The sequence below is a fragment of the Nonomuraea sp. B10E15 genome, assembly GCF_039871615.1.
GTDB lineage: Bacteria > Actinomycetota > Actinomycetes > Streptosporangiales > Streptosporangiaceae > Nonomuraea.
The window spans coordinates 39130-51922 of sequence record NZ_JBDPMB010000019.1 but is presented as its reverse complement, the minus strand read 5'-3'; the positions used below and the strand labels follow the sequence as shown (position 1 = coordinate 51922).

General features: G+C 69.6%; 13 protein-coding genes and 3 pseudogenes. 7 read left to right on the top strand and 9 right to left on the bottom strand.

Going from position 1 to position 12793, the window contains the following annotated elements; genetic code table 11:
- Nucleotides 1–2: 2 nt before the first annotated feature.
- Nucleotides 3–461 (bottom strand): hypothetical protein, encoded by a 459-nt coding sequence (locus tag ABGB14_RS37190; protein ID WP_347648540.1) that lies wholly within the window; start codon nt 459–461, stop codon nt 3–5.
- A gap of 723 nt (nt 462–1184) precedes the next feature.
- Here ABGB14_RS37190 and ABGB14_RS37185 point away from each other — a divergent pair.
- A pseudogene (locus ABGB14_RS37185) lies at nt 1185–1295 on the top strand (zinc-binding dehydrogenase); the annotation flags it as partial.
- Between the two features lie 10 nt (nt 1296–1305).
- Here the strand turns inward: ABGB14_RS37185 and ABGB14_RS37180 are convergent.
- Nucleotides 1306–1749 carry a nitroreductase family deazaflavin-dependent oxidoreductase gene (locus ABGB14_RS37180; RefSeq protein WP_347648539.1) on the bottom strand — a complete coding sequence of 148 codons (444 nt, stop codon included), beginning with the start codon at nt 1747–1749 and terminating at the stop codon, nt 1306–1308.
- Nucleotides 1750–1921: 172 nt separating this feature from the next.
- The gene (locus ABGB14_RS37175) at nt 1922–2683 is read right to left on the bottom strand and encodes an SDR family oxidoreductase (RefSeq protein WP_347648538.1); all 762 of its coding nucleotides are present in this window, start codon (nt 2681–2683) and stop codon (nt 1922–1924) included.
- Nucleotides 2684–2825: 142 nt separating this feature from the next.
- Between ABGB14_RS37175 and ABGB14_RS37170 the strand changes: the two genes are divergently transcribed.
- Nucleotides 2826–6089 (top strand): BTAD domain-containing putative transcriptional regulator, encoded by a 3264-nt coding sequence (locus ABGB14_RS37170; protein WP_347648537.1) that lies wholly within the window; start codon nt 2826–2828, stop codon nt 6087–6089.
- A gap of 221 nt (nt 6090–6310) precedes the next feature.
- On the opposite strand, the pseudogene ABGB14_RS37165 reads toward ABGB14_RS37170, so the two are convergent.
- The 5 genes and pseudogenes from ABGB14_RS37165 to ABGB14_RS37145 form a co-directional block, all read right to left on the bottom strand.
- Nucleotides 6311–6469, bottom strand: a pseudogene (locus ABGB14_RS37165) (substrate-binding domain-containing protein); the annotation flags it as partial.
- A gap of 32 nt (nt 6470–6501) precedes the next feature.
- Nucleotides 6502–6807, bottom strand: a complete 306-nt coding sequence (locus ABGB14_RS37160) for a hypothetical protein (protein WP_347648663.1) — start codon at nt 6805–6807, stop codon at nt 6502–6504.
- Nucleotides 6808–6823: 16 nt separating this feature from the next.
- Nucleotides 6824–7582, bottom strand: a complete 759-nt coding sequence (locus ABGB14_RS37155; protein ID WP_347648536.1) for a response regulator transcription factor — start codon at nt 7580–7582, stop codon at nt 6824–6826.
- Entirely contained in the window at nt 7575–8099 is a 525-nt protein-coding gene (locus ABGB14_RS37150; protein ID WP_347648535.1) for a sigma-70 family RNA polymerase sigma factor, read from the bottom strand. Before ABGB14_RS37150 ends, ABGB14_RS37155 begins: the two co-directional genes overlap by 8 nt.
- Before the next feature lie 36 nt (nt 8100–8135).
- A complete protein-coding gene (locus ABGB14_RS37145) occupies nt 8136–8351 on the bottom strand; it encodes a hypothetical protein (RefSeq protein WP_347648534.1) in 216 nt (71 codons plus the stop codon).
- A 204-nt stretch (nt 8352–8555) separates the two neighbouring features.
- Between ABGB14_RS37145 and ABGB14_RS37140 the strand changes: the two genes are divergently transcribed.
- The 4 genes and pseudogenes from ABGB14_RS37140 to ABGB14_RS37125 all read left to right on the top strand — a co-directional run bounded on the left by ABGB14_RS37140 (nt 8556) and on the right by ABGB14_RS37125 (nt 10683).
- A complete protein-coding gene (locus tag ABGB14_RS37140) occupies nt 8556–8708 on the top strand; it encodes a hypothetical protein (RefSeq protein ID WP_347648533.1) in 153 nt (50 codons plus the stop codon).
- A gap of 463 nt (nt 8709–9171) precedes the next feature.
- Nucleotides 9172–9351: pseudogene (locus ABGB14_RS37135) on the top strand (ABC transporter ATP-binding protein); the annotation flags it as partial.
- A gap of 40 nt (nt 9352–9391) precedes the next feature.
- Nucleotides 9392–9952 carry a PadR family transcriptional regulator gene (locus tag ABGB14_RS37130; protein ID WP_347648532.1) on the top strand — a complete coding sequence of 187 codons (561 nt, stop codon included), beginning with the start codon at nt 9392–9394 and terminating at the stop codon, nt 9950–9952.
- A gap of 11 nt (nt 9953–9963) precedes the next feature.
- Nucleotides 9964–10683 carry a VOC family protein gene (locus tag ABGB14_RS37125; protein ID WP_347648531.1) on the top strand — a complete coding sequence of 240 codons (720 nt, stop codon included), beginning with the start codon at nt 9964–9966 and terminating at the stop codon, nt 10681–10683.
- Nucleotides 10684–10991: 308 nt separating this feature from the next.
- Here ABGB14_RS37125 and ABGB14_RS37120 read toward each other — a convergent pair whose 3' ends face one another.
- Complete coding sequence (locus ABGB14_RS37120; RefSeq protein WP_347648530.1) at nt 10992–11285, bottom strand: hypothetical protein; 294 nt, start codon at nt 11283–11285, stop codon at nt 10992–10994.
- An 830-nt stretch (nt 11286–12115) separates the two neighbouring features.
- Here ABGB14_RS37120 and ABGB14_RS37115 point away from each other — a divergent pair.
- The gene (locus tag ABGB14_RS37115) at nt 12116–12640 is read left to right on the top strand and encodes a pyridoxamine 5'-phosphate oxidase family protein (protein WP_347648529.1); all 525 of its coding nucleotides are present in this window, start codon (nt 12116–12118) and stop codon (nt 12638–12640) included.
- Nucleotides 12641–12793 lie beyond the last annotated feature (153 nt).

Below are 12793 nucleotides of genomic sequence, written 5' to 3'. Positions count from 1 at the left end.
GGTCAGCGGCAGAGCGTGTGCCGGGGGCCGACCCGGTCGGATCGGAAGCCAGCGCCCAATGTCGCTGCGGCGGGGTAGATGCGGCCGACGTAGCACCCGCCCTCCTTCACCGCGAGCTGGAGGTGCGTGAAGGTGGACCGAGGCAGGTGCTTCGCGCCCCACTTGCAGATGCTCTGGCCGCTCTGCAGGTCACCGCACGCGGCCTCGATCAACCCTTGCGCGTCACGCCCATAGGACTGCATCAAGCGGTTGAGTGTGCGGGTGACGCTCTTCGGGAAGTAGATCGTGCAGTTTCCGAAGACGGAGCAGCGGACCGGGTAGCGTGCGGTGGTCGCGGTCGCGGTCGCGGCACCGGCCTGCGCGGCCGTGCTGAGCGCGACCGCCGATGTTTCCTGGGCGGCGGCCGGGCCTTGCGCCGTGACCATGAGGCCGCCCGCGAGTGCTGCCCCGGCTCCTGCCATAACGATTTTCCTGGTCCAGGCAGTGGAGTTTGTTGCCATGTTCCAGCGGCGGGCCTGTATTTGACGGCCTCACCCGGCCCGTCCCCCGCTGTGGGTGATTCGCTTGCTGGCTCGACATGCTGTCAGCGCGTCGCTGATTGTTCTGTGCATGAATAAGGATTCGGTGTGTGGAAAAATCCGCAACGGATGTTGATGGATGTGAGCTCCCCGGCGGACGGGGCCGTGCCCGCGGAGCCACCGCGCGATCATTCGGAGTTTGCGAAGACAACAAAAGACCATGCGGTGGCCGCGAGCCACAGCGTAGACCCTGACGGCTGGACGGTCATCTTCAACGAGCTGCCCGGATCGCCGGCCGGTTCGGCCGTGTCGAACCACGTCTGCCCCAGCTCGCACATCAATCCACAGACCCGCTCGACCCCGCCCCAGCCGTGCCCGAGCGGTGGGTTACGGCCGCCGCTGCACCTCCTTCTCCGTTGCCGAGAACACCTACGTCGGGTGGGGACGCGGCTATGTCACTCCTCGCGCGGCCGTCTCAGCGTGGATGGACAGCAAGATCCACCGCGACCACGTCCTCAGCCCCGCCTTCAGGGTGCTGTACACCGGGGCCGCCTGGGGAAGCGCGGATCCGGCCGCTGGATCCGCGCTTCCCCGGCTCTGACGTACGTTCAGATGTTCGGTTCCCGCGCCTGACGCCGTGGCCCGTGCGATCCGGCGGCAGCGACGATCGCCGAGCTGGTGGAGGCGGGAAAGCTGGGCGTCGAGGTCGGCACTGTCCTGCCGTTCGAGCAGGCGGCCCAGGCACATGAGCTCGGCGAGACCAACCGCACCGCCGGAAAGATCGTGCTCACTGCCTCGGTCGGATGTGCTCCAGGACGACCACGGGGATCTGCCTGCGGCTCCTGGCCTCGTAGGTGTGGTAGACCGGCGCGAGCGCGGTCATCATGCGCCAGAGCCGCTCCCGTTCCGGCCCCTCAGCGGTACGCGCGCGGGCGGTGAAACGCTCGCCGAGGATCTGCACGCCGACCTCCGGGTTGGCCATGATGTTGAGATACCACGCGGGATGCGTCTGCGTGACGGCCGAGCCGGACGCGACCAGGATGTAGCGGCCGTCGTCCTCCCCGAAGAACAGCCCCGTGCGCAGCCACCGGCCCGACTTCCTGCCCTTGACGGTGAGGACGAGGTTGGTCATCCCTCCTTCCAGGTAACCGTCACGGCCGTCCGTGGCCAGGTAGCGGCGGACATGTTCGGCGACCGAGCGGTCGGGGCTGTCGGCGGCGTCGTCCCACATCACCGGTCTCCCGCCGTAATACCCTGGGCGAACCCCGTATCGGCCGCGAGCTCACGCCCTGATGCCGTGCTGCCGACGGCACTCCTCGACGTCATGGATCTGACCTTTCGGTACTCGTTCATGGGCCGCTGTCCCGCACATGGGCGGGGCAGCGGTGGAAGCGGGGCCTGCCTCAGTGCGCGCTGCTGAGGCCCTGGGCGAACCCTCCGTCGACGGGGAACTCGGCGTTGGTGGTGAAGGTCGCGTCGGCGGCCAGGAAGAGCGCGGCCGCCGCGACCTCCTCGACGGTGCCGTTGCGCTTGAGCGGAGTGGTCTCGCTGCCCTGCCGCTCGAACTCGCGGCGTTCCTCCTCGGTCAGCCCGGCGACACCCATGGTCGGGGTCGTGATGTAGCCGGGGGCCACGGCGTTGACGCGGATCCTGCGAGGCAGGAACTCGGCCGCGAGGACGTGGGAGATCGCCCGTACCGCCTCTTTGGAGCCGGAGTAGGCGCTCAGGCCGGGGAAGATCAGATCGTTGGCGACGGTGGTGAAGACGATCGCCCCGCCCTCGTTGATCAGCGGCGACAGGCTCTGCACCGTGAAGAAGGCGCCCTTGGCGTTCACGGCGAAGTGCCGGTCCCAGGAGCCCTCGGTGACCTCCTCGAGCGTCTGGACCTCGGCGATGCCGTGGTTGACGAACAGGTAGTCGATCCGGCCGAGCCTGTCCCGCACGGTGCCGGTGAGGGCTCGGATGTCGGCCATGCTCGCCGCGTCGGAGCGTACGACGTGCGCGGGGTGCGGCTTCAGCCCGGTACGTGCCTCCTCGATCTTCGTCTCATTGCGGCCCGTGAGGACGACCTCGGCCCCGCCGTCCAGAAGCGCTTCGACGATGGCCAGGCCCATTCCGTGGGTACCGCCCGTGACGACAGCCTTCTTACCTGCGAACTTGCTCATCGTTGACTCCTACAAGATGTGGTGCGCCGGCTCCCGGCCGGTGCACCACAGACAGTGCGGGCCTGGGCTCGCGGTTTTCTGTCGGTCTGCTTGCGGTGCGCTGACACGCCGGCGGACGACCGCGTGGCCGTACGGTGAATGCATGCGTTTCGGGGTGTTGGGTCCGCTGGCCGTCTGGTCGGCGGACGGTGATGCCGTGGTGGTGCCGGAGACGAAGGTGCGCTCACTGCTCGCTGCTCTGCTGACGGCCCCGGGGCAGGTGGTCTCCGCCGATCGGCTCGTGGACGAACTGTGGGGCGAGGCGCCGCCGGCGAACCCAACGGGTGCTCTGCAGACCCTGGTGTCGCGGTTGCGGCGGGTGCTCGGCCGTGCCGGGGGTCAGGGCCTGCTGGTGCACCGGGCTCTCGGCTACGTCCTCGACGTGGCGGACGACGCCGTGGACGCGGGCCGGTTCACCGCACTCACCACACGGGCCCGTACCGCCACGGACCCCCGCGAACGCGCCGAACTGCTCACCGCGGCTCTGGCGTTGTGGCGCGGCCCCGCCTTCGCCGACTTCGCCGACGAGGAGTTCGCGCGCCCGGCCGTCACGCGCTTGGAGGAGCAGCGCCTGCTGGCCCTGGAGGAACAGGCCGAGGCCCGCCTCGAACTGGGCGAGCACGGTCTTCTCGCCGGGGAGCTCGGCGACCTGACCCGCCGCCACCCGCTCCGGGAGCGGCTGCGCGCGGCCCATATGCGAGCCCTGTACGGCGCGGGCCGGGCGAGCGAGGCCCTTGACAGCTACCAGGACCTACGCCGCCGCCTGAAGGACGAACTGGGCCTCGATCCGGGTACCGAACTGGCCGCCCTGCACCAGGAGATCCTGCGGCAGGACCCGACCCTGCGGGCCGTCCCGGCACCCATGTCCGGGCCGCGCCGCCACACCAACCTGCCTGTCCCGGCCACCGCCCTGGTCGGGCGGGAGGACTGTGTGCCAGAGATTCGCGCCCTGGTCGCGGCGGGCCGCCTGGTGACGTTGACCGGGCCCGGCGGAGTCGGCAAGACGCGGCTGGCGGTAGAGGTGGCGTCCGCCCTGACCGGTTCGCACCCGGACGGTGTCTGGCTGGTGGAGTTGGCCGCCCCTACCTTCTCCACCGAGTCCGGCGCCACCACGGGTGACGAACTGGCCGAGGTCGTGGCCGCGACGCTGGGGGTCCGGGACGACGCCGGCCGCTCCGGCCCGGTGCCGCGCACGCTGCTCGACCGATTGTCCGACGCGCTCCGCACCCAGCGCCTGCTGCTGGTCCTCGACAACTGCGAGCACGTCATCGAGGCCGCCGCCGGCCTGGCCCAGGCGCTGCTGCGGGACGCCCCGGACGTACGAATCCTCGCCACGAGCCAGGAACCGCTGAGCATCTCGGGCGAGCAGGTCTGGCCGGTGCCCCCGCTCGATCCGCCCCCGGACTCGGGTGATCAGGCGGTACTGCGCGCGTCGAGCGCGGTGCGGTTGTTCGTCGACCGCGCCGCGGCGGCCTCGCCCGGTTTCGCCCTCACCGACGGCAACGCCCGCGCGATCGCCTCCATCTGCCGCCGGCTCGACGGCATTCCGCTGGCCCTGGAGCTGGCGTCGACCCGGGTCCGCGTCCTCGGGGTGCGTGAGCTGGCCAAGCGTCTGGACGACCGGTTCCGCCTGCTCACCGGCGGCCGTCGGGGCGCCCCCGCACGGCAGCGGACCTTGCGCGCGATGATCGATTGGAGCTGGGAACTGCTCACCGCGGCCGAGCAGGCGGTGCTGCGCCGGCTCGCCGTCCACTCCGACGGCTGCACGCTGGAGGCCGCCGAGGCCGTCTGCGCCGGTGCCGGTGTGAAGCCCGCCGAGGTCCTGGACCTGCTGACCCGTCTGGTCGACCGTTCTCTTGTGCTGGTCTCCCACGATGCGGACGGCACCCGGTACCGGCTGCTCGAGTCGGTGTCGGCGTACCTCCTGGAGCGGCTGCGGGAATCCGAGCATGAGCGGGTGCGGCGCGCTCACGCGTCCTATTACGTGGCGTTCGCCGAACGGACGGATCCCTTCCTGCGCGGCGCCGACCAGCAGCGCCGGCTGCGGCTTCTGGACGCCGAGACCGCCAACATCCGCAGCGCGCTCGACAGCGCCGCCGCGGACGGCGACGGCCACCTGATGCGCCGGCTCGTCCACGCGATGGCCTGGTACTGGTTCCTGCGCGGCCGTCTCAGCGAGGCCAGGCGCTACCTCGCCATGGCCCTCGCCCTGCCCGGCGATGCCTCCGGCGGCGGTGAGGGAGAGGCGGACCCTGCGGCCGGCCGGGTACCGGACCGGTCGGGCACCGTGGCCTGGCACACCGGGATGAGCCTGCTGTCCGGCGCCCCGGACGGACCGGCACGCCACAGTCAGGCCGTCCTCGACGTGTACGACGGCATCCGCGACCCCCATGAACGGGTCAGGGCGGGCTGGCTGCTCGCTTACGCGGTCACCAGGTTCGGCGACTCCGCGGTGGGCACGGAACTGCTGAACCGGATGCTCACCGAGTCCCGTGCGCTCGACGATCGCTGGGCCCTCGCCGCGGGGCTCAGCACCCGAGGCATGCAGACGTACGTCTGCGGCGATCTGCGTGCTTCCCGGCGCGACGGCGAGGAGAGTCTCGAGCTCTTCCACGAGGCCGGTGACCGATGGGGGCAACTGCAGGCCACGGCCGTGCTGGGACGGCTGGCGGAGATCGAGGGCGACTACCCGCGGGCCGCCCGGCTACACCGGGAGGGGGCGCGGATGGCGGAGGAGCTCGGGCTGTGGACCGACGCCTCGATGCGCTGGTCCGAGCTCGGCAGGATCACCCTGCTGACCGGCGACCACGCCGGGGCCGAGGAATTCCACGAGCGGGCCAGGCTCCTCGCCATTGAGCAGGCAGACCAACCGGCCGAGGAGTACGCCGAGCTCGGGCTCGCCCTGGGGGCGCGCCGGCAGGGCAGGCTCGACCGCGCGGAGTCGTATCTGCGCCGGTGGCTGGAGTGGAACCGGCAGTTCGACGCGGAGTACGGGGCGGCGCTGATCCTGGCCGAGCTCGGCTTCGTCGCGGAGCTGCGCGGGGAGGCGAAGACGGCACTGGAGCTGCATCGGGAAGGGCTGGCCGCGGCCCGGGACACCGGCGATCCGAGGGCGATCGCCCTGGCCTTTGAGGGGCTCGCCGGGGCGTGGGCACTCGCCGGTCACCCCCTGCGGGCCACCCGCCTGCTCGGTGTGGCCTCCGCGGCCCGCGCCTCGGTGGACGCGCCGCTGCCCGCTGCCGAACGCGGTGACGTGGACCGGATCGCCGCCGCGCTACGCGCGGCACTCGGAGAAGCGGGCTTCGAAGCCGAGTTCGAGCTGGGCGCCGCCCTGCACCCGGACGACGCGGAACTGCTCGACACGTGACGGGATACGCCGGGACGCGCGCCCGGTCGGCACATGGACGGCTGGACGTGAGCACGCAGCGCTCCGGGCTGACCCGTGGTGATCAGACACGTCGGGCTCTCTTCGAGGTCCAGCCTCACTGACTCGGCCCGCGCACGTTCAGCTCGAAATCCACCGTGATGCGCGGCCCGCGTCCACCGGGCTTGCCAGCGATCTGCTCGTGGAGCCGTCGCGACGGCATCGGAAGCCGGCGCCTCCCCGTCAGCGGAGACCGAGGTCAGCGGGGGCGTCGCGAAGCGTGCCCTCGCGACATCGTCGAAGCCCGCCACCGCGACCTCCTCCGGCGCCCGCATCCCGCGGGAGCGCGTCCAGCCGGCGCGGCGAAGGAGCCATCGGCGGATCAGGACCGCGATGATCTGCTCACCAGCCGTGATCAGGCGGTCGAGGTGGGGCGCGCGGTCTGGTAGATGGTGGTGAGCCAGATGTGGAGCAGTGTCTCCACGGCGTCGGATGCCGGCACCGCGGGCTCGTCGCCGGTCAAGGTCGCATAGAACACCGAGTCGTTCATGGCGTTCAGCGCGATGGCGAGATCGCGGGCTCGCGGTCCGGGCGGCGCGGTGCCGCGGGCACGCTCGGCCTCAATGGCCAACGTGGTCCTGGTGATCCATATCTCCTTCATGTCGGACCGCCAGCGACGGACCTCCGCGCTGGTGCGCCCGGCCTCGACGGCGGCGGCCAGGGCCCGGCCGCGTCTGTCAGGAGCCGAGCCGGTGTCTCCTGTCCTGCAGGGCGGTGCGCAGCTTGATCTTCTCCGCGATGAGCGCCTGGAGCTCAGTGACCTCCTGGACGGTGAAGCCGGTGGCCGCCGCGATCTGCGGGGTGGACAAGTTGTCGGCCAGGTGCCGGAGCACTGTGGCCTCCAGCTCGGTGAACAGGCTGATCGCGGGAACCGGCGCGGTCCGCGCCGTGCCCGGCGGCGGCAGCGACGCCATGATCGCCGCGGCGATGGGATAGCCGCCGCGCAGCACCTCGCGCAGCGTCGCCACCAGCTCGTCCACGCTGAACGGCTTGGTCAGGAACCCCACCGCGCCGGCGGCCAGCCCGCGCAGCAGGTCCGCCCGCTCGTCCTTCGCGGTGACGCAAACCACTCGCGTCGAGGGGTGCTCCCTGGCGATGATCTCGGTAGCGACCCATCCGTCCATCCCGGGCAACATGAGATCCATCGTCACCAGGTCAGGACGCGTCCGCCGCACCGCGGCCACCGCCTCCCCGCCCTCGATCGCGACGCCCACGACCTCGAACCCGGACCTGGCCAGGATGAGGGCGAGGGCCTCCGACATGGAGGGGTCGTCCTCGACCACGAGCACGGTCGGCCGCGGCCTGGCGATCTCCTGTAGGCCTGCCTCGGTGTCCACCGCCTGCTCGACCGCCGACCTGGCCCGCCGCTGCGACTCGGCGAGCAGCCGGTCAAGTCGGCGCCCGTCGAGTGAGCGCCGGGGGTTCACCTCAGCCATCCTCGCCTCCCATGCCAGCCAGTGCGATCCGGAGCGTCGCGCGGGCCTTGAAGAGATTGACGCGTACGGCCGGCGGACTCTTGTCGAGCAGCTCGGCGATCTCGGCCGGAGTGTACCCGTCGATCGTCCACGCCATGATCTCCCGCTGGACGGGCGGAAGGTGCCGGATCGCCGCGAAGATCGCGCGCTCCTGATCCTGGAACTCGACCCGCAGCAACTCCTGGTCCCCGGGCGAGACGGTGTCCGTCCCCGCCTCGCCGAGCTCGCTTTCCCTGACACCCTGTCCCTTCTTGAAGTAGGCATTCCTGATCGCGACCCGCACGTAGGCCCGGGGCTTGCCGATCTCCGGCCAGCGCGGAAAGGCCTTGGCGCACGCCTCCTGCGCCAAGTCGAACGCCTCGTGCCAGCGCGCGCCCAGCCGGTGCGCGAACAGCAGCAGGTCGGGGAACTCCCGGCGGTACCACTGCGCGAACTCGGTGCCGTCGTCTTCGGCTGGAGGCCGGGGAGGCGGCGTCACGGTGGTCTGCTCCTGCCTTGCGAGGTGTCGTCCACATCATCCATCACCGGCCTCCGCCAGGGCCGCCGATTCGGCGGAACCAACGTGGACGCGTACGCCGTCCGCCCGGTCGACGTACACGCTGCCCCTCGGCAGGCGCGCGATGACCTCAGCTAGCCTTCGCTGCCTGTACCGTTCGCGTACCCAGGTCGTGACCAGCGCCAGCAGGCTGCCCGCCACGCTCGCCAACATCCCCGCGACCATCAGGCTCATGGCTGTCCCCTTTCTCGACAGTCCCGAATTCCTCGGCTGTGAAGAAGGAGCCGATGGACGCCCGAGCGTTAACCCGTCCCGCCGGTCGACGGAAGTTGTTCGCCGACGTGCGCGACGGGCAGCCTGCTGGCGCTGGACACCACCACCAGCGGCCAACCTGTCTTCCACGTCTTCGCCGCGCTCGCCGAGTTCATCCGCGAGCTTGTGGAAGGCACCCACGAAAGCCTGGCCGCCGCCCGGTCCCGCAATCAGCACCTGGGCCACCAGGTGCTGATGGTCGGCGATTCCAAGCTGATCTCCTACGACTCCCACGAGCGCCTCTGGAATCCACCCAGGCCCCTGCTGGGCCGTTCATGAGACGGCTGGACCGTCTGATCATCGAGATCAGGCGGGATCTTGTCGTTTCAGGGGTTTCCGAATGAGGTTCGTCTCGGTTTGGGAGCCGCGGAGCAAATGCCCGCATCGATCTCCTCGCTCCAACTGGCATCAGAACAACACCAGCCACAAGAGCCACACCTCCGGGGTGGGAGTGAGTACAAGATGCGGGAGACACGGGGCAGGAAACACCCATTCCCCTCGGGCTGTAAGAACGGGCGCGGTTCGCTCACCTCCCTGGTGATGGCGCATCTAGAGGAAGGAGGGACGCATGACCGAACCTGATCCTAGGGACCGGTTCACCGCCCTATACAGCTCTTGCTGCGCGAGAGCAGTACCTGCCACGAGCCAAGGTCACGCATCTCAGCATCTGTTAGATCAGCGATGGAACCGACATGACGGCGCGGGATCAGCACTAACCACCCAGGTAGGGCGGATCGAGCGCCTGATGGCCGGCCGGACGGTGGTGATGGTGGCCCACCGGATGCGGACGGTCCAGCGCGCCGATCGCATCGCCTTTTGGGACGGTGGCCGGGTCGTCGAGGAGGGTGATCACGAGGAGCTGGTACGCCGCGGCGGCCGCTATGCCGAATTCCTCCGCGTTGGTGCGGTAAGCTCCCGGTAGCAGCTAGCCAAATTTGGCTAGCGAAGCTCGGGAGGGTTCGATGAAGCCGGTACGGCTGCTGGTCCTGGGCGCGCTGCGCAGGCGCGGGCGCGCCCACGGCTACCAGATCCGCGCGGATCTCGAGTCGTGGGGCGCGCACGAGTGGTCGACCGCCACCTCGGGCTCGGTCTATCACGCGCTCAAGAGCATGGCCGGTCAGGGCCTGCTGGTGACGCACGAGACGGTCACCTCTGAGGCCGGGGGGCCGCCGCGGATCGAGTACGAGCTGACCCAGGAGGGCGAGCGGGAATACCTCGACCTGCTGGGTCAGGCGCTGGCCGACCGCGAGCCGAGCCTGGACGTGCTGGGCGCCGCTGTCGGCCTCATCGAGGACCTTCCCCGGGAGCGGGCCCTGGAGTTGCTGCGCGAGCGGGCCCGCGCTATGCGCGAGTGGCGCGCGAGCATCACCGCGTACCTGCCCGAGGGCACGGATCTGGCGACCTGGGGCCCGGTGGGCGAGGTGCTGTCCCTGTGGCTGGGCACCGCCGACGCCGGCGCCCAGTGGACCGACCGACTGATCCGCCGCCTGGAAGAGGGCGCGTTCACCATGGCCGGCGAATAGGAGTTTTCCCGATGGCCGACGAGATCGCCATACCGCTGCTTCCCTGCCGCTCCATCGACGAGATGGTCGACTTCTACACGATGCTCGGTTTCCGCCGGATCTACTACCAGGCCCGGCCGAACCCGTACGTGTTGCTCAAGCGCGAGGATCTCCAGCTGGGCTTCTTCGGCATGCCGGAGGCGTTCAAACCCGAAGACTCCTACGGGACCTGCGTAATCGTCGTGCCGGACACCGGAGAGCTGTTCGAGGCGTTCGCCGCGGGCATGCGCGCGGCGCACGGGAAGCTCCTGATCTCCGGCATCCCCCGGATGACTCGGCCGCGCAGGCGGAAGAACGACGGCAACCACTCCGGCTTCGCTGTCATCGACCCCGGCGGCAACTGGATCCGCTTCATGGCCGCCCGCCCCCTGCCGGAGAAGGAGGAGACCACGAGCAGGCTCACCGCCTCGCTGAACCGGGCGGTCGTGATGGGCGACTCCCACGGCAAGCACGAGCGGGCGGCCGAGATCCTGGACGGCGCCCTGGAGCGGGACAAGGACACCGCGTCGGCGGCCGAGCTGCTGGAGGCGCTGGCCTACCGGGCCGAGCTCGCCGTCCGCGCCAAGGACCACGCCGCCGCCGGGCACGCCCTGGCCCGGGCGCGCGCCCTCACCCTGACCGAGGCAGAACGCGAGCAGCTCGCCCAGCCCCTGGCGGCCATCGACGACCTCGAGGCCGTGCTAGGCCTCTGACCGGGTACGGCGCTTGCGCGGGGCCGCCGAGCGGGGCGGCTGCGCGCGCATGTGGTCGCGCACGCGGGTCATGATGTCGCCGAGGCAGCGCACGTCCTCCTTAAGGACTGCTCCGTAGGCCGGGGTCTGTGCTCAGCTCGGCTGGCCCGTGTTCGGGCAGGCCGTGTTTCACAGGGTGAGGCAGTGGAGGCTACGGCGACGTTGGCGTTGTCATAGCCCATACAACTCGCAGTTGCGCGGGCCATGGTGTCCCGCCCTGGTCACATTCATGCGAGCGCGCGTCATCACCGGCGCGGAAGGCGGGTTGGTTAGCTGGTACTGGCTCGCCTGAGCAGGGCCTTGATTGTCCGGTTGTCGTCACTGGACAGGCTCTCGCGATGGGTCTTGCGCAGTGTGTGCAGGTGCCGTGCGCACCGCTTCCAGGTCTTCATGGCTTGAAAGGAGACATTTTTCGCACGTAGAAGCTCGCGCAGGCCCTCATGGCTGATGTCCTCGACCACCCCCTCGGCGACCAGGAAATCGGCCAGCTTGGCCCGGCTCCACCGGGAGAACGGCAACCCGCGCTCGGCAGGACGAGACTTGGCGATCTTCTTGATATCCACACGCTCCCGGGAGCGTGAACCGGCTTCCGGCCGCCCTTGTACTTGGGGAGAGCGAGTCGAATCCATCGGCGTTGAAGTTGTAAATCACATCACGGACCCGGTCTTCGCTGGTGCAGGCCACTTTGGCGATCTGCCTGGTGGTCATGCCCTGAGCCGACAGCAGCACCATCTGCGCTCGCCGCCAGGTCACCTCCGAGCCAGTGCCGCGCCGTACGATGCGCACCAGCCCGGTTTCCCTCATTGTCATCGATCTCGCGTGCACGAGCCCGCTCAGCCACGAACAGAGTCTGAAGCGATCACGCCGACCGCGATGGGACCTTGATCGGCATGTCCCCACGAAACGGGGCAAACCCAAGGTGATGCGGCAGTAGATCCGGTCTTTGGGGACGCCGAGAGCGAGCAACTGCTCGGTCTGGATGATCACGTCTTGCTCGTCGGTGGAGCAGCGGGCGTAGCCGACACAAGTGTTCCGAATAGGGGGCTTCACCGGAACAGATCGCGGAAGACCTATACGGAACACCCCGACCTGGCGTGGTCATCCGGACGGCCGATGTTCCGGTGAGCGATCCCCCCAAACGGAACACCCACGAGCGGCCGCACCCCAGCCACAAGACTAGGGGCCGTTATCGAGACCACTTGACCGAGCGCTCGCCAATCTGGGCGGCTGGGGACAAGCCCAGGCGAAGGACGCTGGCCCGGCGGCTCGGCGGCGTCCTCAGGACGGATGAAAAAACATGACACAAGACGTCGGGTTTCAGATCGAGCATGGGTTCACCGGTCGGCACCGACGTGGGTGTGGACCGACGCATCACGGATAGACAAGGATCTCCATGCGCGAAACGCCCGAGGAGCTCAAGGAGCTCCAGGCCCTCCTCGAAGCCTCCCTTTCCCGCTCCACCTCGCACCTCCGCTCGATCGTCACCGAGAACACGCTGACCGCGGAGCAGGTCACCCGGATCTTGACCGGCATGTGCACCCTCGCCCTGTCCACCGTGACGGCGAAGGGAGAGCCGCGGATCAGCGGTGTGGACGGGCACTTCCTGCACGGGAAGTGGTGCTTCGGCACGGCGCGCGGCGCCGCCAAGGCACGCCACCTCGCCGCCCGCCCCGCCGTCAGCGCCGCGCACATGCGCGGCGAGGACCTGGGCGTCTTCACGCACGGCACGGTGGAGATCCTCAACCCGCGGCACGGCGAGCCGGCCGCAGACTGGCCGGACGTCCTCGCCCACCTCAAGGACTTCTACGGTGACGACTCCTTCGACTGGGACAACGACGTGGTCTACTACCGGCTGCATCCGCACTGGATGACCGTCTACGCCCCCGACATCGACAAGCTCACCACGCCCGCCGCGTAGTGGCGTGATCGATTCATTCGGCATGGGCGGGCCGTCCGCCCGCCCATGTTCTGCTGTGTCGCGAGAGGGGTGGAGGAAGGTTGACCGCGTTTGTACGGGATGTCGTGAGCATGGGCTGTGAGGCCATCGAGGTGGTGGGGGCAGGTACCAACA

Excerpts from the sequence above, each read along its gene's own strand:
- ABGB14_RS37190 (WP_347648540.1), bottom strand. The coding sequence starts at position 461 with ATGGCAGGAGCCGGGGCAGCACTCGCGGGCGGCCTCATGGTCACGGCG.
- ABGB14_RS37180 (WP_347648539.1), bottom strand. The coding sequence starts at position 1,749 with ATGTGGGACGACGCCGCCGACAGCCCCGACCGCTCGGTCGCCGAACAT.
- ABGB14_RS37175 (WP_347648538.1), bottom strand. The coding sequence starts at position 2,683 with ATGAGCAAGTTCGCAGGTAAGAAGGCTGTCGTCACGGGCGGTACCCAC.
- ABGB14_RS37170 (WP_347648537.1), top strand. The coding sequence starts at position 2,826 with ATGCGTTTCGGGGTGTTGGGTCCGCTGGCCGTCTGGTCGGCGGACGGT.
- ABGB14_RS37155 (WP_347648536.1), bottom strand. The coding sequence starts at position 7,582 with ATGGCTGAGGTGAACCCCCGGCGCTCACTCGACGGGCGCCGACTTGAC.
- ABGB14_RS37145 (WP_347648534.1), bottom strand. The coding sequence starts at position 8,351 with ATGAGCCTGATGGTCGCGGGGATGTTGGCGAGCGTGGCGGGCAGCCTG.
- ABGB14_RS37130 (WP_347648532.1), top strand. The coding sequence starts at position 9,392 with ATGAAGCCGGTACGGCTGCTGGTCCTGGGCGCGCTGCGCAGGCGCGGG.
- ABGB14_RS37125 (WP_347648531.1), top strand. The coding sequence starts at position 9,964 with ATGGCCGACGAGATCGCCATACCGCTGCTTCCCTGCCGCTCCATCGAC.
- ABGB14_RS37115 (WP_347648529.1), top strand. The coding sequence starts at position 12,116 with ATGCGCGAAACGCCCGAGGAGCTCAAGGAGCTCCAGGCCCTCCTCGAA.